The organism is Streptomyces sp. NPDC057099 (assembly GCF_042671245.1).
Classification (GTDB): Bacteria; Actinomycetota; Actinomycetes; order Streptomycetales; family Streptomycetaceae; genus Streptomyces; species Streptomyces purpurascens.
The window spans coordinates 336,913-355,339 of record NZ_JBHUTX010000005.1 but is presented as its reverse complement, the minus strand read 5'-3'; the positions used below and the strand labels follow the sequence as shown (position 1 = coordinate 355,339).

The 18,427-nt window shown below is 71.1% G+C and carries 18 protein-coding genes; 5 read left to right on the top strand and 13 right to left on the bottom strand.

Going from position 1 to position 18,427, the window contains the following annotated elements:
- Positions 1-11: 11 nt before the first annotated feature.
- The 3 genes from guaB to ACFT4A_RS10285 form a co-directional block, all read right to left on the bottom strand.
- A complete protein-coding gene (guaB, locus tag ACFT4A_RS10295; protein ID WP_215119351.1) occupies positions 12-1,520 on the bottom strand; it encodes an IMP dehydrogenase in 1,509 nt (502 codons plus the stop codon).
- Positions 1,521-1,669: 149 nt separating this feature from the next.
- The gene (locus tag ACFT4A_RS10290) at positions 1,670-2,257 is read right to left on the bottom strand and encodes a sigma-70 family RNA polymerase sigma factor (RefSeq protein ID WP_382827644.1); all 588 of its coding nucleotides are present in this window, start codon (positions 2,255-2,257) and stop codon (positions 1,670-1,672) included.
- A 616-nt stretch (positions 2,258-2,873) separates the two neighbouring features.
- Positions 2,874-3,485 (bottom strand): response regulator transcription factor, encoded by a 612-nt coding sequence (locus ACFT4A_RS10285; protein WP_003948568.1) that lies wholly within the window; start codon positions 3,483-3,485, stop codon positions 2,874-2,876.
- Between the two features lie 380 nt (positions 3,486-3,865).
- On the opposite strand from ACFT4A_RS10285, the gene ACFT4A_RS10280 reads away from it, so the two are divergent.
- On the top strand, positions 3,866-4,195 hold the full coding sequence (locus tag ACFT4A_RS10280; protein WP_184591351.1) for a WhiB family transcriptional regulator: 330 nt from the start codon (positions 3,866-3,868) through the stop codon (positions 4,193-4,195).
- Between the two features lie 47 nt (positions 4,196-4,242).
- Here the strand turns inward: ACFT4A_RS10280 and ACFT4A_RS10275 are convergent, their stop codons facing one another.
- A complete protein-coding gene (locus ACFT4A_RS10275; protein WP_382827642.1) occupies positions 4,243-5,139 on the bottom strand; it encodes a LysR family transcriptional regulator in 897 nt (298 codons plus the stop codon).
- Between the two features lie 81 nt (positions 5,140-5,220).
- Between ACFT4A_RS10275 and ACFT4A_RS10270 the strand changes: the two genes are divergently transcribed.
- From ACFT4A_RS10270 to ACFT4A_RS10260, 3 genes are all read left to right on the top strand, one after another.
- Positions 5,221-5,889, top strand: coding sequence for an MOSC domain-containing protein (locus ACFT4A_RS10270; protein WP_382827640.1), 669 nt, complete (start codon positions 5,221-5,223; stop codon positions 5,887-5,889).
- A gap of 94 nt (positions 5,890-5,983) precedes the next feature.
- A complete protein-coding gene (locus ACFT4A_RS10265) occupies positions 5,984-6,757 on the top strand; it encodes an SDR family NAD(P)-dependent oxidoreductase (RefSeq protein ID WP_382827638.1) in 774 nt (257 codons plus the stop codon).
- 107 nt (positions 6,758-6,864) lie between these two features.
- Positions 6,865-7,572 (top strand): ester cyclase, encoded by a 708-nt coding sequence (locus tag ACFT4A_RS10260; RefSeq protein ID WP_382827636.1) that lies wholly within the window; start codon positions 6,865-6,867, stop codon positions 7,570-7,572.
- Positions 7,573-7,644: 72 nt separating this feature from the next.
- Here ACFT4A_RS10260 and groL read toward each other — a convergent pair whose 3' ends face one another.
- From groL to ACFT4A_RS10240, 4 genes are all read right to left on the bottom strand, one after another.
- The gene (gene groL / locus ACFT4A_RS10255; RefSeq protein ID WP_382827634.1) at positions 7,645-9,270 is read right to left on the bottom strand and encodes a chaperonin GroEL; all 1,626 of its coding nucleotides are present in this window, start codon (positions 9,268-9,270) and stop codon (positions 7,645-7,647) included.
- Between the two features lie 121 nt (positions 9,271-9,391).
- Positions 9,392-9,700, bottom strand: a complete 309-nt coding sequence (groES, locus tag ACFT4A_RS10250; protein ID WP_003974211.1) for a co-chaperone GroES — start codon at positions 9,698-9,700, stop codon at positions 9,392-9,394.
- 205 nt (positions 9,701-9,905) lie between these two features.
- A complete protein-coding gene (locus ACFT4A_RS10245) occupies positions 9,906-10,637 on the bottom strand; it encodes a polysaccharide deacetylase family protein (RefSeq protein ID WP_382827632.1) in 732 nt (243 codons plus the stop codon).
- Positions 10,634-11,512: a polysaccharide deacetylase family protein gene (locus ACFT4A_RS10240; protein WP_382827630.1), complete on the bottom strand. Its 879-nt coding sequence runs from the start codon at positions 11,510-11,512 to the stop codon at positions 10,634-10,636. Before ACFT4A_RS10240 ends, ACFT4A_RS10245 begins: the two co-directional genes overlap by 4 nt.
- A gap of 176 nt (positions 11,513-11,688) precedes the next feature.
- On the opposite strand from ACFT4A_RS10240, the gene ACFT4A_RS10235 reads away from it, so the two are divergent.
- On the top strand, positions 11,689-12,852 hold the full coding sequence (locus ACFT4A_RS10235) for an SAM-dependent methyltransferase (RefSeq protein WP_382827628.1): 1,164 nt from the start codon (positions 11,689-11,691) through the stop codon (positions 12,850-12,852).
- Between the two features lie 11 nt (positions 12,853-12,863).
- Here the strand turns inward: ACFT4A_RS10235 and ACFT4A_RS10230 are convergent, their stop codons facing one another.
- The 5 genes from ACFT4A_RS10230 to ACFT4A_RS10210 form a co-directional block, all read right to left on the bottom strand.
- On the bottom strand, positions 12,864-14,141 hold the full coding sequence (locus ACFT4A_RS10230) for an RNA polymerase sigma factor (protein WP_382827626.1): 1,278 nt from the start codon (positions 14,139-14,141) through the stop codon (positions 12,864-12,866).
- 47 nt (positions 14,142-14,188) lie between these two features.
- A complete protein-coding gene (locus ACFT4A_RS10225) occupies positions 14,189-14,545 on the bottom strand; it encodes a YciI family protein (RefSeq protein WP_376386542.1) in 357 nt (118 codons plus the stop codon).
- A gap of 143 nt (positions 14,546-14,688) precedes the next feature.
- Positions 14,689-15,732, bottom strand: coding sequence for an LCP family protein (locus tag ACFT4A_RS10220; RefSeq protein ID WP_382827624.1), 1,044 nt, complete (start codon positions 15,730-15,732; stop codon positions 14,689-14,691).
- Positions 15,733-15,826: 94 nt separating this feature from the next.
- Entirely contained in the window at positions 15,827-17,179 is a 1,353-nt protein-coding gene (locus ACFT4A_RS10215; RefSeq protein ID WP_382827622.1) for an endo-1,4-beta-xylanase, read from the bottom strand.
- 124 nt (positions 17,180-17,303) lie between these two features.
- Positions 17,304-18,383 carry a LacI family DNA-binding transcriptional regulator gene (locus tag ACFT4A_RS10210; RefSeq protein ID WP_382827620.1) on the bottom strand — a complete coding sequence of 360 codons (1,080 nt, stop codon included), beginning with the start codon at positions 18,381-18,383 and terminating at the stop codon, positions 17,304-17,306.
- Between the last annotated feature and the right edge of the window lie 44 nt (positions 18,384-18,427).

Below are 18,427 nucleotides of genomic sequence, written 5' to 3'. Positions count from 1 at the left end.
GCGCGTGCGGGTCACTTGCTACGGCTGTAGTTGGGCGCCTCGACCGTCATCTGGATGTCGTGCGGGTGGCTCTCCTTGAGGCCCGCGGACGTGATCCGGACGAAACGGCCGTTGTCCTGGAGGTCCGGCACCGTGCGGCCGCCGACGTAGAACATCGACTGGCGCAGGCCGCCGACCAGCTGGTGGACGACCGAGGAGAGCGGGCCGCGGTAGGGCACCTGGCCCTCGATGCCCTCGGGGACCAGCTGCTCGTCGGAGGCGACGCCCTCCTGGAAGTAGCGGTCCTTGGAGAAGGACTTGCGGTCGCCGCGGGTCTGCATGGCGCCCAGAGAGCCCATGCCGCGGTACGACTTGAACTGCTTGCCGTTGATGAAGAGCAGCTCGCCCGGCGACTCCTCGCAGCCGGCCAGCAGCGAGCCCAGCATCACGGTGTCCGCGCCGGCGACCAGGGCCTTGGCGATGTCGCCGGAGTACTGCAGACCGCCGTCGCCGATGACCGGGACACCGGCCTCCTTGGCGGCGAGAGCGGCCTCGTAGATGGCCGTGACCTGCGGGACACCGACACCGGCGACCACACGGGTGGTGCAGATGGAGCCGGGGCCGACACCGACCTTGATGCCGTCGACGCCCGCGTCGACCAGGGCCTTGGCACCGTCGCGCGTGGCGATGTTGCCGCCGATGACATCGACACCGTTCGCGTTCGACTTGATCTTGGCGACCATGTCGCCGACCAGCCGGGAGTGGCCGTGCGCGGTGTCGACGACGATGAAGTCGACGCCCGCCTCGATCAGGGCCTGGGCCCGCTCGTAGGAGTCACCCGCGACACCGACGGCGGCACCGACGAGGAGGCGGCCCTCCGCGTCCTTTGCGGCGCTCGGGTACTTCTCCGCCTTGACGAAGTCCTTGACGGTGATCAGGCCCTTGAGGACGCCGTCGTCGTCGACCAGCGGCAGCTTCTCGATCTTGTGCTTGCGCAGCAGCTCCATGGCCTCGACACCGGAGATGCCGACCTTGCCGGTGACCAGCGGCATCGGCGTCATGACCTCCCGGACCCGGCGGGTGCGGTCGGTCTCGAAGGCCATGTCGCGGTTGGTGACGATGCCGAGCAGCTTCTTGGCGGGGTCGGTGACCGGGACGCCGCTGATGCGGAACTTGGCGCACAGCGCGTCGGCCTCGGCAAGCGTGGCGTCCGGGTGGACCGTGATCGGGTCGGCCACCATGCCCGACTCGGACCGCTTCACCAGGTCGACCTGGTTGGCCTGGTCCTCGATGGACAGATTGCGGTGCAGCACGCCGACGCCGCCCTGGCGAGCCATCGCGATCGCCATGCGCGACTCGGTGACCTTGTCCATGGCGGCGGACAGCAGCGGGATGTTGACCCGCACGTTCTTCGAGACGTACGAGGCGGTGTCGATCTCGTCGGGAGCCATGTCCGACGCGCCCGGCAGCAGCAGCACGTCGTCGTAGGTCAGCCCGAGTGTCGCGAATTTTCCGGGCACTCCGTCGACGTTTGCAGTCATGACACCTTCCCCAAATGGCCTTGATCGGTGCGGATGTCCATGCTAACGGGAAGCGCGGCTGTCTCATTCCACGGTTCCGGTCGGCTCGGGGCTTCGTATGTTCGTACGGAGGCCACGCACCACCTGTTCAACCAAGGGCTGCTGAAGGCCTACTGCTCGGCGAGCGCCCGCAGCCGGCTCAGCGCCCGGTGCTGCGCCACCCGGACGGCGCCGGGTGACATTCCCAACATCTGGCCCGTCTCCTCGGCCGTGAGCCCCACCGCGATGCGCAGCAGCAGCAGCTCCCGCTGGTTCTCGGGCAGGTTGGCCAGGAGCTTCTTGGCCCATGCCGCGTCACTGCTCAGCAGCGCGCGTTCTTCCGGTCCCAGGGAGTCGTCGGGGCGCTCGGGCATCTCGTCGGAGGGGATGGCCGTCGAGCCGGGGTGGCGCATCGCCGCGCGCTGCAGGTCGGCGACCTTGTGCGCGGCGATGGCGAAGACGAACGCCTCGAAGGGACGCCCGGTGTCCCGGTAGCGGGGCAGCGCGAGGAGCACCGCCACGCACACCTCCTGGGCGAGGTCCTCCACGAAGTGCCTGGCATCGCCGGGGAGACGGGACAGCCGGGTGCGGCAGTAGCGCAGCGCCAGGGGGTGGACATGGGCGAGCAGATCGTGCGTGGCCTGCTCGTCCCCGTCGACGGCGCGGTGGACGAGCGCGCCGATCGCCCCTTGGGCATTGACCGCCTCGTCATCGCGCATCGGTCCATGGTGCCCTGCGGCCACCGGGTCCGCGGCACCGCGCCCGTTGTTGTGCACCGAAGCGTTATGAGCAGGTGCGCCGGCACTCATCCCCTGCGCCCTCCCCTTCCGCTCGACCGACTCGTCCCCGAGGAACTCCACACCCTCAAGGATGCGGCATCCGCGGCGAAACAAGCAGCGGGCACCCGGCGGACACCCGGGCCGACCCCGCCCACCTGCCTCTTCGCGCCCCCATTGCGACCACCGCCACACGCGCGGCCGCCCTCAGGACCTGCCGTTCGGATCGTCCGGGAGCCGAGCGGCCCCGCAGGCACCCCGCCGAGCTGTCGCACGCGTGCGTACGGCTCGCGCGGGGGCATCCGCATGCCCCCGCCGCCCGGCCCGCGCCGGGTGCCTCGCGCCGAAGCCGACCCGATCCGAAGGACAGGTTGAGGGCCTGTCATTTGGATCACGCCGCAGACGCGGGCCCTGGCACGCGCATCTGCCGCGTTGTCGTCGGTTGCCGATGCTCCGCATCGCCGCCGTCCTCCGCCTTGCAGCTGCACGCACCAGACCCCGCTCACCGGCGCCGACAAGACGCCGTCAGTTCCCTGCGCCCTGATCCAAACGACAGGCCCTAGCGCACCAGGCCCCACCGGAAGCCGAGCGCCACGGCGTGGGCCCGGTCCGAGGCGCCGAGCTTCTTGAACAGGCGCCGGGCGTGGGTCTTGACGGTGTCCTCGGAGAGGAACAGCTCGCGGCCGATCTCCGCGTTCGAGCGGCCGTGGCTCATGCCTTCGAGGACCTGGATCTCACGCGCCGTGAGCGTGGGCGCGGCGCCCATCTCGGCCGAGCGCAGCCGGCGTGGGGCGAGCCGCCAGGTCGGGTCGGCCAGGGCCTGCGTCACCGTCGCGCGCAGCTCGGCGCGGGAGGCGTCCTTGTGCAGATAGCCGCGGGCACCGGCGGCGACCGCGAGGGCCACGCCGTCCAGGTCCTCGGCGACGGTGAGCATGATGATGCGCGCACCGGGGTCGGCGGACAGCAGCCGCCGGACCGTCTCGACGCCGCCCAGACCGGGCATGCGCACGTCCATCAGAATCAGGTCCGAGCGGTCGGCCCCCCAGCGGCGGAGGACTTCCTCGCCGTTGGCCGCCGTCGTCACGCGCTCTACGCCGGGCACGGTCGCGACCGCACGACGGAGCGCCTCTCGGGCAAGCGGGGAGTCGTCGCAGACGAGGACGGAAGTCATGACCGCCCTCCGCAGCTGATGCACGTCACCTTGAGCCTCCAGGCTGGTACGGAATCGTCACCTGTGCGGTCGACCGTCTCGGACGCCCGTCCGAGCGCTTGTTCCTTCAACCGCCTCGCACTCTCAACGACGGTCACTCGAAAGAGTTACGGGGTCGGCTGTCCTCTTCGGCACTCTACGTGAGGGGGCGGACACGGTGCAGACATGCACAGCAGACCCGCGAACTTTCATCACAACCTATGCCCCATTCAGACCCATTTCTTCCGCTTTGCCAGTGTCTGGAGCTAGATTCGCAATGAGTCATATTTTCATCTCCTTAGATCGTAGTTGTACGGTCGTAGACACCGGATCCGCCCAAAACGGCTACAAGGGGTCACGTAATGGCAGATTTCTCCCGCCTTCCCGGACCGAACGCGGACCTGTGGGACTGGCAGCTGCTGGCTGCCTGTCGCGGGGTGGACAGCTCGCTCTTCTTCCATCCGGAGGGCGAGCGCGGTGCGGCTCGGAGTGCTCGCGAGAACTCGGCCAAAGAGGTCTGCATGAGGTGCCCGGTACGCGCCGAGTGCGCCGCTCACGCGCTGGCGGTGCGTGAGCCGTACGGCGTGTGGGGCGGGCTGACCGAGGACGAGCGCGAAGAGCTCATGGGGCGGGCGCGCAACCGGCTGGTGTCGGCGTCGGCACCTGGCGGGCACACCGCCTCACACCATTGAAATAACGTTTCTGCGAACGGCACGCGCACGCGTGCCCCTGGTGCTCGCTAGCGGACGGCCGCCCGCGCCAGCTGGTCGAGCGTCGCCGACACCGCCGGGACCTGTGCGAGGTCGGGCAGGGTGAGCGCGACGATCTCCCGCCGCACCGCCGGTTCCAGCGTCACGGTGCGTACACCCCGGGGCCGTACCGACTCGACGGCCAGCTGCGGCAGCACGGCCACGCCCAGTCCGGCGCCGACCAGGCCGACCACCGCCGGATAGTCGTCGGTGGCGAAGTCGATGCGAGGCGTGAAGCCGGCCGCCGCGCACACCTCGACCAACTGACCGCGACAGCGCGGGCAGCCCGCGATCCACGGCTCCTGCGCGAGTTCCCCGATGGCGACGGACCGCGCGCCCGCGAGCCGGTGCCGCTCCGGCACGAGGGCGACGAGCCGGTCCGACAGCAGCGGCCGTACGACGAGGTCGTCCCACTCCTCCGCACCCGCCGCGCCCTCGTAGCGGAAGGCGAGCGCCACGTCGCAGTCGCCCTCGCGCAGCAGCCCGACCGATGCGGGCGGTTCGGCCTCCTCCAGGGAGACACGGGTGCCGGGGTGTGCGGCGCGCAGCGCGGCGAGGGCCGTCGGCACCAGCGTGGAGCTGCCGCTGGGGAAGGAGACGAGCCGGACCCGTCCCGCGCGCAGCCCGGCGATGGCGGCGATCTCCTCCTCCGCGGCCGTGAGCCCGGCGAGGATCCCGGCGGCGTGCCGCACCAGCGCCTCACCGGCCTGGGTCAGGCGCATCTCACGCCCGGTGCGGATGAGCAGAGGGGTGCCGACGGAGGATTCCAAGGCCTTCATCTGCTGGCTGACGGCGGGCTGTGTGCAGCCCAGCTCACGCCCCGCGGCGGAGAAGGAACCGGTGGCGGCGACGGCGCGCAGTACGCGGAGATGGCGGGCTTCGATCACCCTTCGAGGATAAGCGCCTCTTTGATCTCGATGCGAATAATGCGTCGACGCTTTGAGGACCGGTCCCTTACCGTGCAAGGCATGAAGCTTCTGTCTGTGAATCTGGGCCGTGCCGAGGCTGTGCCGTACACGGACAACCCGGAGGGCGTGACCGGGATCGACAAGCGGCCGGTGGACGGGGCCGTGCGGGTGTCGGCGCCCGGGCCCAAGGGCATCGGCGGGAGCGGGCTGGCCGGGGACGCGGTGTGCAAGCTGGAGCACCACGGCGGTGACGACCAGGCGGTGTACGCGATGGCGCGCGAGGACCTGGACGAGTGGGAGCGCGAGCTGGGCCGGACGCTGGCCGACGGGGCGTTCGGCGAGAACCTCACGACCCAGGGGCTGGACGTGTCCGGCGCGCGGATCGGCGAGCGCTGGCGCATCGGGCCCGAGGTGGTCCTGGAGATCACCTCCGGGCGGATCCCGTGCCGCACGTTCCAGGGCCATCTGGAGGAGAAGGGCTGGGTGAAGCGGTTCACCCGGCGGGGCGCGCCGGGGGCGTATCTGCGGGTGATCGAGCCCGGCGCGATTCGCGCGGGCGACGCCGTCGAGATCGTGCACCGGCCGGACCACGACGTGACCGTGGCCCTGCAGTTCAGGGCGGTGACCACCGAACGGACGCTGCTGCCGCGGCTGCTGGCGGCGGGTGAGGCGCTGCACCCGGAGGTGCTGCGCTGGGCGCGGGAGTACGTGGAGAAGAACGGGGCCTGACGGCGCCTCACCGCGACTGTCTCCACCGACCCTTCACCGCCGAAGGCCCCGTCCGGAAGCGGACGCACCCAGTCCGGGTCACTAACCTTCTGCCATGACAACGGCTCTGATTACGGGATCGACGGCAGGCATCGGGGCCGCGTTCGCGCGGCGACTGGCGGCGGACGGGCACAACCTGGTGCTGGTGGCCCGCGACACCAAGCGGCTCAGGGAACAGGCGACCGAGCTGCACGACGGGCACGGCATCGAGGCGGAGGTGCTGACGGCCGACCTGGCCGAGGACAAGGGCATCGAGGCCGTGGCCGGCCGGCTGGGCGACCGCAAGAACCCCGTCGACCTCCTGGTCAACAACGCCGGCTTCGGCAACAAGGGCCGCTATCTCGATGTCTCCATGGCCGATGAGCTGCGGATGCTCAAGGTGCACTGCGAGGCGGTGCTGCGGCTGACGTCGGCGGCGACCGAGGGCATGCGGGCGCGCGGCCGGGGCGGTGTCGTCAATGTCGCGTCGGTCGCCGCGTTCGTCCCGCGGGGCACCTACGGCGCGTCCAAGGCCTGGGTCGTGCAGTTCACGCAGGGCGCGGCGCGCGACCTGGCCGGCAGCGGCGTACGGCTGATGGCGCTCTGCCCCGGCTTCGTGCGCACGGAGTTCCACGACCGGGCCGGCATGGGCACGGACAACATCCCGAGCTGGATGTGGCTCGACGCGGACAAGCTGGTGGCGGCGGCGCTGCACGATCTGGCCCGGGGCAAGACGCTGTCGATCCCGGACCCGCGGTACAAGGCGCTGATGGGGGCGGCGAAGCTGGTGCCGCGGGGGATGCTCGGGGCGGTTTCGTCGAAGACGGGTCGGAAGTACGGGCCGCAGTAGCGGGCTCGGTGGCGAGAGGGACGCCGCAGCGCCGGGAGGCACCGGGGCGGCCCGCTTGGGAGAATGGAGCTGTCCAGCCGACTCCAGCGATCCCGGAGGCGAGGGCCATGACGTTCGTACAGCTCATCGAGTGCAGGACCAGTCGGCTCGACGAGATGAACCGGCTGATGGATCAGTGGGTCGAGCAGACCAGAGGGAAGCGGACGGCGTCGCACAGTGTGGTCGCGAAGGACCGGGCCGACGCGTCGCACGTCGTCGAGATCGTGGAGTTCCCGTCGTACGAGGAGGCGATGCGGAACTCCGGGCTTCCGGAGACCGGGCGGATCTTCCGGGAGATGGTGGCGCTCTGCGACGAGACGCCGACGTTCACGGACCTCGACGTGGTGCGGGACGAGCAGCTGTACGCGGCCACCGCGCGCAGGTTCTTCGAGCAGGCGCCCGGACAGGGTGCGGCGCCCCCGTTCAACGACGTGTTCATCGAGGATTACCACGACCACGATCCCGCCAATCCGCAGGACGTCATCGGGCTGGACGCGCTGCGGCGCGAGGTGGAGGTGTGGCGGGGCGGGTTCGACTTCTCGTTCACGATCGAGGACCAGATCGCCCAGGGCGACCGGGTGTGCACCCGGTGGGCCTGGCAGGGGCACCACAAGGGTGAATTCCTCGGGATTCCGCCGACCGGGAAGGACGTCACCATGACCGGGACGACCGTGTACCGGTGCACACCGGACGGGAAGATCGCCGAGGGCTGGTGGGAGTACGACCGGCTGGGGCTGATGCAGCAGCTCGGGGCGCTCGATCCGCTGGAGCTGTGACTCCGCCGTACGAACGGGAGAAGCCCCCGTCCGCCTGGGCGGAACGGGGGCTTCTGCTACGAGGTCGGTGCCTCAGTGGGAGTGGCCGTGGCCGTGGCCCGCGGCGGCCGGCTCCTCCTCTTCCTTCTTCTCGACGACCAGGGTCTCGGTCGTGAGGAGGAGGGAGGCGATGGAGGCGGCGTTCTCCAGGGCGGAGCGGGTGACCTTGACCGGGTCGATGACGCCGGCCTTGACCAGGTCGCCGTACTCGCCGGTCGCGGCGTTGAAGCCCTGGCCCTTGTCGAGCTCGGCGACCTTGGAGGTGATGACGTAGCCCTCCAGGCCGGCGTTCTCGGCGATCCAGCGCAGCGGCTCGACGGCGGCCTTGCGGACGACGGCGACACCGGTGGCCTCGTCGCCGGTCTTGCCGAGGTTGCCCTCGAGGACCTTCACGGCGTGGACGAGCGCGGAGCCGCCACCGGAGACGATGCCCTCCTCGACCGCGGCGCGGGTCGCGGAGATGGCGTCCTCCAGACGGTGCTTGCGCTCCTTGAGCTCGACCTCGGTGGCGGCACCGACGCGGATGACGCACACGCCGCCGGCCAGCTTCGCGAGGCGCTCCTGGAGCTTCTCGCGGTCCCAGTCGGAGTCCGTGGACTCGATCTCGGCCTTGATCTGGGCGACGCGGCCCTGCACGTCGTCCTTGTTGCCGGCGCCGTCGACGACCGTGGTGTCGTCCTTGGTGACGGTGATGCGGCGGGCGGAGCCGAGGACGTCCAGGCCGACCTGGTCGAGCTTGAGGCCGACCTCCTCGGAGACGACCGTGGCGCCGGTGAGGACCGCGAGGTCCTGCAGCATCGCCTTGCGGCGGTCGCCGAAGCCGGGGGCCTTCACGGCGACGGCGTTGAAGGTGCCGCGGATCTTGTTCACGACGAGGGTGGACAGCGCCTCGCCGTCGACGTCCTCGGCGATGATCAGCAGCGGCTTGGAGGCGTTGGCCTGGATGACCTTCTCCAGCAGCGGCAGCAGGTCCGCGATGGCGGAGATCTTGCCCTGCGTGATGAGGATGTACGGGTCGTCCAGGACGGCTTCCATGCGCTCCTGGTCCGTCACGAAGTACGGCGACAGGTAGCCCTTGTCGAAGGCCATGCCCTCGGTGAAGTCCAGCTCCAGACCGAAGGTGTTGGACTCCTCGACGGTGATGACACCGTCCTTGCCGACCTTGTCCATCGCCTCGGCGATGAGCTCGCCGACCTGCTGGTCCTGGGCGGACAGACCGGCGACGGCGGCGATGTCGGACTTCTCGTCGATCGGGCGGGCGGTCGCGAGGAGCTCCTCGGACACGGCCTTGACCGCGGCGTCGATGCCCTTCTTCAGGGCGGCCGGGGAGGCACCGGCGGCGACGTTCTTCAGGCCCTCGCGCACGAGCGCCTGGGCGAGCACGGTCGCGGTGGTCGTACCGTCACCCGCGATGTCGTTGGTCTTGGTCGCCACCTCCTTGACCAGCTGGGCACCGAGGTTCTCGTATGGGTCCTCGACCTCTACCTCACGGGCGATGGTCACGCCGTCGTTGGTGATGGTGGGGGCACCGAACTTCTTGTCGATGACGACGTTGCGGCCCTTGGGGCCGATCGTCACCTTGACCGTGTCGGCAAGCTTGTTGACGCCGCGCTCGAGGGCGCGACGGGCGTCCTCGTCGAACTTCAGGATCTTCGCCATGGGAGCGGTTCAGCCCTCTCGGAAAACGTGGGTGAAACGAACCGCGCCCCCGACGCCCGGCTTCATAAGGTCGCGGGGGCCAGGGGCGCAGTTCACTGCAATGCTGGTATTGCGGGGTGAATTACTTCTCGACGATCGCGAGCACGTCGCGAGCCGAGAGGACGAGGTACTCCTCGCCGTTGTACTTCACCTCGGTGCCGCCGTACTTGCTGTAGAGCACGACATCGCCGACGGAGACGTCGAGCGGAAGACGGTTACCGTCCTCGAAGCGGCCCGGGCCCACGGCCAGGACGACGCCCTCCTGGGGCTTCTCCTTGGCGGTGTCCGGGATGACCAGGCCAGAGGCGGTGGTCTGCTCGGCGTCGAGCGGCTGGACCACGATGCGGTCCTCGAGCGGCTTGATGGCAACCTTGGAGCTGGTGGTCGTCACGATCCGACCTCCCCCTTCGGAGATCTCACGGGGTTAACTGTCTGAGGTGGCGACCAGGTGGATCCGTCGTCGCGGGTGCCGGACCTGCCCGTCGCTGTGTTGGCACTCTCCAGTGGGGAGTGCCAGAGCCGAGACTATGACCGCGATTAGCACTCGGTCAAGCGGACTGCTAATTGCCGGCGGCGCGTCGGCCGGGGAGTTCGTGTCAGAGGTAGTCCTCCAGCCGCCCCACCCGCAGCCCGCTCCCCTCGATCTCCCTCAGCAGCCGCACGGTCCGTGCCGTCGGTGACAGGGGCTCCGTCGGGGCCGACGGCACGGAGACGATGTCGCCGGGGCCAAGGCGCGGCTCGCCGTGGGTGTACGTCAGTTCGCCGTCGGCGGACAGGGACGCCCGCCAGAGGACGACCGCCGTGCTGCCGCAGTCGGCGGCGGCGCGCAGGGTCGTCGTGTCGTAGGTGCCGTACGGCGGGCGGAAGAGGTGGGGGCGGATGCCGAAGCGGGAGCGGAGTTTGTGCTGTTGGCCGCAGATCTCGGCGCGCTGGCCCGCGTAGGGCAGGCCGCGCAGGGCCGGGTGGTCGAGGGTGTGGTTCTGGAGGGACGCGCCGACCGCGCGCAGCCGGGCCAGCCGGCCGTATCCGGGGCCCGCGACACCGTCCGTGAGGAACAGGGTGACCGGGAGCCGCCGTTCGCGGACGAGGGCGGCGAAGCCGGGGTCGCGTTCGGCTCCGTCGTCGTAGGTGAGGAAGACGACCGGGTCGCGGGTGCGGACCCGGTCCACGACGGGCGGCAGGCGTACCGGACGCGCGAGCCGGCCGGCCGCGTGCGTCGGGTCCTGGCCCCGGCCGTCCGCTCCCGCCCGCTCCCCCGCCGCCCCGGCGCATCCGGCCAGCAGGAGCACGCCCGCGCACAGCGCCGTGGCCCTCGGCAGCCGCCTCACAGGTAGTCCTCCAGCCGCCCCACCGCGTATCCCTCGGTCGTGACCTTGTTCAGGAAGCGGCGGATCATGTCGGGCATCGCGCCCTTCCACTGCTCGCGGCCCCGGAAGTGGCTGAGGACGATGTCGCCCGGGCGCAGCCTCCGGTCCGCCTCGCGGTACTCCCAGTGGTCGACGAAGACCTCCGCGTTCCACAGGGGCGCGTACTCGATGCCGCAGGCCTTGGCGGCGCGCAGGGTCGCCCGGTCGTAGCTGCCGAAGGGCGGGCGGAAGAGGGTGGGGCGGGTGCCGTAGCGCCTCTCGATGAAGCGCTGCATGCCGCAGATCTCGCGCCGCTGCGCGCGGTAGGACAGACCCGGCATGTAGCGGTGCCAGAGGGTGTGGTTGTTCAGGACCGTGCCCCTGGCCTGCATCTGCCGGAAGTAGCGGTCGTCGTCCTTCACCAGGTAGCCGCTGAGGAAGGCGGTGTACGGGACGTCCAGGTCGCTCATCATCCGCAGGAACGCCGGGTCCTTCTCGGCGCCGTCGTCGATGGTGAGGAAGACGACCTTGTCCCGGGTGGGGATCGTGGTGAAGACGGGCGGCAGCTCCAGCTCCCGGTGGCCGGCCACCTCGAAGCCCTTGCGGGTCTTGATCCCGGGCTTCTTCTCGGGGGCCGGCGGGGCCGCCAGCGGAACTCTCCTCAGCCCCCAGCGGTGCGCCGCGGCGATGCGGGCGGCGTGCGCGGCGCGCAGCTTGGTGGCGTATGAGTCGAGCGCGCGGGCCGGGGGCGCCTCGAGGGGCTGCTGACCGCCGGCCGGGGCGACCCGGCCGGCGTCCGCCTGCGCGCAGCCCGAGGCGATGGCAGCGAGGGCGAGCACGACGAGGCCGATGCGCACGCCGCCCGTTGCCCGCCGTTTGTCATTTTGTACGACTGCTCGCATGATGCCGGATCTTCGCAGCCCACCCCTGTGAACCCGCCCCGACACCGCGACCGACGGCACCGCCGTCCTCCGACTGGCCCACATCCGCCCCGGCCCGCCGCCCCCGCCGCTCCGTGGCCGACAATGGTCCGGTGAACGACCTCGCCCTCCTCCTCACCCCCGAAGGCCGCGCCCTCCTCGACGAGGTGCGGGACACCGACCCGGCGAAGGAGCTGGCCGTGGCGACGCGGCTGCGCCGGGAGCATCCCGCCGAGCTGGTGTCGGCGGCGCTGGGCCAGGCGCGGCTGCGGCAGCGGGCGGCCGCGAAGTTCGGGGCCGAGGACGCGGGGCGGATGTTCTTCACGCCGAACGGGGTGGAGCAGTCCACCCGGTCGAGTGTGGCGGCGTATCGCGCCCGGCGGATGACGGACCTGGGGATCACCTCCGTCGCCGACCTGTGCTCCGGCATCGGCGGGGACGCGATCGCGCTGGCCCGCGCCGGGATCCGGGTGCTGGCCGTGGACCGGGATCCGATGACGGCCGCGGCGGCGCGGGCGAACGCCGACGCGCTGGGTCTGGCCGGCCTGATCGAGGTGCGGGAGGCCGATGTCACCGAGGTGGACACGGCCGGCTACGACGCCGTCTTCGTCGACCCGGCCCGGCGCGGCGGCCGGGGCCGGATCTTCGACCCCGAGGCCTACTCACCGCCCCTGTCCTGGGCGGTGTCGGCCGCCCGCCGGGCCCCCCGGGCCGCCGCGTTGAAGATCGCCCCCGGTGTCCCGCACGAGGCGGTGCCCGAGGACGCCGAGGCCGAGTGGATCTCCGACGGCGGGGACGTGAAGGAGGCGGTGCTGTGGTTCGGCACCGAGCCGGGGGCGGTACGGGCCACCCTGCTGCCGGGCCCCCGCACCCTGCTCTCGCGCGGCCTGCCCGACCCGGAGGTCCGTCCGCCCGGCCGCTACCTGTACGAGCCCGACGGCGCCGTCATCCGGGCCCATCTGGTCTCCGAGGTGGCCGACCGGGTCGACGGCGGCCTGCTCGACGCGACCATCGCGTACGTCACGGCCGACGCCCTGCACCCGACCCCGTACGCGACCGCCTACGAGATCACCGACCATCTCCCCTTCAACGTCAAGAAGCTGAAGGCCCTGCTGAGGGAGCGTCAGGTCGGCACCCTCACCGTCAAGAAGCGGGGCTCGGCCGTCGAGCCGGAGGAACTCCGCAAGAAGGTCAAGCCGCAGGGCCCGCACGCGGCCACGGTGTTCCTGACCCGGGTGGCGGGGGCCCCGGCGATGCTCATCGGGCACCCCGCGTAGCCGGGACACCGTCAGGACTGTTCCGCCGCCCGGCGCAGCAGCAGCTCCCGTTCCCGTTCGTTCCGCGTCAGCGACGCCGCCCGTTCGAACTCGGCCCGGGCCTCCGCCGTACGGCCCAGCCGGGCGAGGAGGTCGGCCCGGACGCTGGGGAGCAGGTGGTAGTCGCGCAGGGCGGGGTCACCGGTCAGGGCGTCGACGAGGGGCAGGGCCTGGGACGGGCCCTCGGCCATGGAGACGGCCACCGCGCGGTTCAGCTCCACGACCGGGGAGGGCGAGCGGGCGGCCAGGAGGCCGTACAGGACGGCGATGCGCGGCCAGTCGGTCTCCTCGTAGGTGTAGGCGTGCGCGTGGCAGGCGGCGATGGCGCCTTGCAGAAGGTACGGGCCCGGGGCGCCGGAGGAGGCGGCCTCGGCTCTGCCCAGCGCGGCGACGCCGCGGGCGATGAGCATGCGGTTCCAGCGGGCGCGGTTCTGGTCCTTGAGGAGGACGGGTTCGCCGGAGGGGCCGGTCCGGGCCGCGGTGCGGGACGCCTGGAACTCCAGGAGCGCGGTCAGGCCGTGGACCTCGGGTTCCTTCGGCATGAGGGACGAGAGCACCCGGGCGAGGCGCAGGGCGTCCTCGCACAGGGACGGGCGGAGCCAGTCGTCGCCGGCCGTGGCGGCGTAGCCCTCGTTGAAGATGAGGTAGATGACGTCGAGGACGGAGCCGAGACGGGCCTCGCGGTCGGGGCCGTAGGGCACCTCGAAGGCGATGTTCCGCGTCGCCAGGGTGCGTTTCGCGCGGACGATGCGTTGCGCGACGGTCGGTTCCGGGACCAGGAAGGCGCGGGCGATCTCGGCCGTGGTGAGGCCGCCGAGGAGGCGCAGGGTGAGGGCGGTGCGGGCCTCGGTGGACAGGACCGGGTGGCAGGCGGTGAAGACCAGGCGGAGCAGGTCGTCGTCGATGTCGTCAGGGTCATGGAGGACCGTGGGCTCCTCGGGAGGAGACACGGTCGACAGGTCGCGGCCGATCTCCGCCAGCTTGCGGGCGTAGTTCTCCCGGCGGCGGACCAGGTCGACGGCGCGGTTGCGGGCGGTGGTCATGAGCCAGGCGCCCGGGTTGTCGGGCACGCCGTCCCGGGGCCACTGCTCCAGCGCGGCGACCAGGGCGTCCTGCGCGAGTTCCTCGGCGATGCCGACGTCCCGGACGATCCGGGTGACGCCGGCGATGATGCGGGGCGACTCGATGCGGAAGACCGTTTCGATGGCCGTGCCGGTGCCGCTCGGGTCCGGGGTGGGCTGCGCTGTCACAGCCCACCATCAGACACCCTCGGCGGCACCCGGCCAAGCAGCGCCGGTCAGTCCTCGGCGATCTGCCGGACCTCGGCGGTGATCGTCCAGTAGTCCTCGTGCGTGGACAGGAACCGCTTGGTCCACTCGATCGCCTCGGCCTTGTCCTTGCACTGGCTGATCGAGTAGCCGCCGATGACCTCCTTGGACTCCGTGAACGGCCCGTCGGTGACGGACAGCTGCCCGCCCTCCCAGGTCACCCGGCTGCCGTCCGAGGTCGGGGTGAGCCCGGCCGTGTCGAGCATGACCCCGGCCTTGGTGATCTCCTCCAGGAGCGCGCCCATCCGCTCCATGAGCTCCGGGCTCGGGCCCTCGGCGGGGGCGTTCTTCTCGTCGATGCGGATCAGGGTGAGAAAGCGCGGCATGGTGACTCCTCGGGGTCTCCGGAGCAGGGACTTTTTTCCCGCTCTCACCCCTGCGTCGATCGGGAGACCCCGGAATCGACACGGTCGCCGCGTTTTCTTCGAGATTCTTTTCCGGATCCCTTCCCGGGTCGCGTTTACGCAGGTCAGCGCAGCGACTCCCACAGCTTCTCCGCCTCGGGCTCCTCGGCCACCACCCGGTTGGGGTCCGACGGCGCCCGCACCACCGGCATCGTCACCGTCCGCACCTCGCTCGCCGACAGGCCCTTGAGGCTCTGGCCGAGCCGGGTCAGGTCGGTCAGGGAGTCCAGGCCGGTGTCGGTGGTGAGGCCCGCGGTCACCGCGTCCGCGACCCGGTACAGCTTCGCCGGGTCGGTGAGCAGGTTCTGTGCGGCGATCTGTTCCAGCAGTGCCTTCACCAGCGTGTGCTGGAGGCCGATGCGGCCGAGGTCGCTGCCGTCGCCGATGCCGTGCCGGGTGCGGGCGAGGGCGAGGGCCCGGTCGCCGTCCAGATGGTGGGTGCCGGCCTTCAGACGCAGATGGCTGTGGTCGTCGGCGATGTCCTCCTCGGTGGTGACGGTGACACCGCCGAGCGCGTCCACCAGCTTCTCGAAGCCGGAGAAGTCGACCTCGATGTAGTGGTCCATGCGGACGCCGGTGAGCGACTCGACGGTCTTCACGGCACAGACCGGACCGCCCACCGCGTACGCGCTGTTGAACATGGAGTGGTAGGCCACCGCCGTCGAACCGCCGGAGGAGCGGGGGCAGGACGGGCGGGTGACCAGGGTGTCGCGCGGGATGCTCACCACCGTCGCGCTGGTCCGCCCGGCGTCGAGGTGGACGACCATCGCCGTGTCGGAGCGGGCGCCCATGCTGTCGCCGCCCCCGATCCTCTGGTTCTGCTCGCCGCTGCGCGAGTCCGAGCCCAGGACCAGGATGTTGAGCGCACCGCTGGGCAGGGCGGACGCCGAGGGCGACGGCACGCTCACCGGCCTCGGCGGGCGGTTGTCGCCCAGCGCGTTGTCGATGTCGACGCTCTTGATGTTGCTGTCGAGATGCCAGTAGGCCCAGCCCGCCGCCGTGGCGGCCAGCATCAGCAGGGCCGTCAGGGTGAGGCCGGCGGTGCGCAGCGCGATCGACCGCCGGCCCGTGCCTCTGCTCTCGTCGCCGTTCGCCTCGTGTCCCGTCACGGCAGGAACATAAGTCCGAATTATTACGGGCAGGGCACTCGCCGCGCCTTTTCTTCGGAAATTCTCAGACTTCATGGGCCGGACGGGCCCGTTCTCACCCCAGTGTCACCACCGGCACCGGATTGCTCCCGCTCCACGAGCCGTTGAACCCGAACGTCACCGAACCACCGTCCGGCACCGAACCGTTGTACGAGGCGTTCACACAACTGACCGCCGCCCCCGACTGGGTGCAGCTCGCGTTCCAGGCCTGGGTGATCCGCTGCCCGGCGCCGAACGTCCAGTTCGCCTTCCACGACGACAGCGCGGCCCCCGAGCAGGCGATCCGCACCTGGCCCGTGTAGCCCGTGTTCCACTGGCTGGTGACGCTGTAGGTCGCCGTGCAGGCGCCCGTCGGGGGCGGGGTCGTCGTACCGCCGAGGGCTTCCGCGAGGGCGTGGTACGCCGGTTTCGGGCTGTAGTTCTCGTCGTACGGCGTCGCCGCGCCCTGGCCGGGGAAGGTGTCCGGGATCCAGGAGTCGGAGTCGGTGAAGCCCCAGACGGTGGCACCGACGCAGCGTGTGACGGCCACACAGGCGTTCATCACCGCCTTGTAGTCGGCGGCCTGCTGGGTCAGCTTCGCCTCGGTCGCCGGCAGCTGCATCCGGATGTCCAGCTCCGTGATCGCCACGTCGACACCCAGGTCGGCGAAGCGCTGGATGTTCTGCTGGAGCGTCGAGGGCACCTGGCCGACGATGAGATGGGCCTGCAGCCCGACCCCGTCGATCGGAACCCCGCGCTCCTTCAGCGACTTGACCAGGTTGTACAGAGCGGTGCTCTTCGCGTTGACGCCCTCCACGTTGTAGTCGTTGACGTACAGCTTCGCGCTCGGGTCGGCGGCCCGGGCCCAGGTCAGGGCCTGTGCGATGTAGTCCTGGCCGAGGGTGGTGTGGAAGAGGGTCGGGCGGTAGGTGCCGTCCTCGTTGAACGGTTCGTTCACCACGTCCCAGGCGGCGAGCCTGCCCTTGTAGCGGCCGACCTCGGTGGCGATGTGGTCCTGCACGATCGCGCCGAGCTGGTCCCGGGTCCAGCTGCCGTTCGTCAGCCAGCCCGGGTTCTGCTGGTGCCAGAGCAGGGTGTGGCCGCGCACCTGCTGGCCGTGGGCCTCGGCGAACTCGACGATCCGGTCGGCCTCGGCCCAGTTGTAACTACCCCGGCTCGGCTCGACGGAGCCCCACTTCATGGCGTTGCCGGGGGTGAGCGAGTTGAACTCGCGTCCGGCGATGTCGCCGTAGGTGCCGGTGAGCCTGGAGCCGGTGACCGCCGTACCGATGACCTTGCCCTTGGCGGCGGCGAGGTCGCGCAGTGGGGTGTCGGCGGCGTGCGAGGCGGGGGCCGCGACCAGGAGGGAGCCGGCCGTCACGGCGCCGGCCAGCAGGGATGTGAGCAAGCCCGATCTCAGCGATCTCATGCCCGATCTCAGGGATCTCATTGCGGGTGCCTCCGAAAGTTTCGGTGGTGCAACCGATTGGCTTCGGAGGAGTGTGGAGACGCCGGTCCCGCCCGTCAAGACACCCGCCCCACCCGTCCATACGTCACCTTCCGGCCAGGGGCGCCACCGTGCTGCTGCGCACCACCAGGCTCGTCGCCAGCTCGACCCGGGTCGCCGCCGGGGTGCCCTCCTCGCGGCCGAGGTCGAGCACCAGCTTGGCCGCCGCCTCGGCCATCTCCGTCAGCGGCTGCCGTACGGTCGTCAGCGGCGGCCCGACCAGGGGCGCCACCGGCAGGTCGTCGAACCCGACCACGCTCAGGTCCTCGGGGATGCGCAGCCCCAGTTCGCGCGCGGCCTCGTACAGCCCGAGCGCCTGGAGGTCGTTCCCGGCGAAGACGGCGGTCGGCCGGTCCGGGCGGCGCAGCAGCTCCAGGCCCCGCCGGTAGCCGGCCTCGTGATGGAAGTCGCCGTCCGCGATCAGCCCGGGGTCCACCGGAAGCCCGGCCGTCTCCAGGGCGGCCCGGTAGCCGTCGACCCGGGCGCGGCTGCACATCATCTGCGAGGGCCCGGTGATCGCGCCGATCCTGCGGTGCCCCAGCTCGACCAGGTGCCGGGTGGCCGCGAGACCGCCCTGCCAGTTGGTCGCGCCGATCGACGGCACGTCGGCGCCCGGGTCGCCGGCCGGGTCCATCACCACGAACGGGATGGAGCGGCTGGTCAGCAGCGCCCGCTGCGACGCGTCGAGCCCGGACAGCACGAGGACGACGCCGTGCGGGCGGCGCGCGGCGACCTGGTCGGCCCAGGTCCGCCCGGGGGTGAGCCGCCCGGCGCTCTCCGACAGCACCACGCTCAGCCCGGCGTCCCGGGCCACGTTCTCCACGCCCCGGATGACCTCCATCGCCCAGGCGCTCTCCAGTTCGTGGAAGACCAGGTCGATCAGGGGCGAGCGGGTCGCCTCGGCCCGGCGGCGCCGGTAGCCGTGGGCGCGCAGCAGGTCCTCGACGCGGGCCCGGGTGGCCGGGGCGACATCGGCACGGCCGTTCAGGACCTTCGAAACAGTCGGCGCCGACACACCGGCCTCACGGGCGATCTCGGCGAGCGTCGCGGTCTGCGCGGTGCGCCCCTGCGTCCGGTCTTGCGTCCGGGTTTGCGGCCGGCTGTCAGCGGGCTCCGGGGAAGTCATGGCGGCGATCGTAACCCTGCGGGCCCCCTTGACGAAGTCCTCGC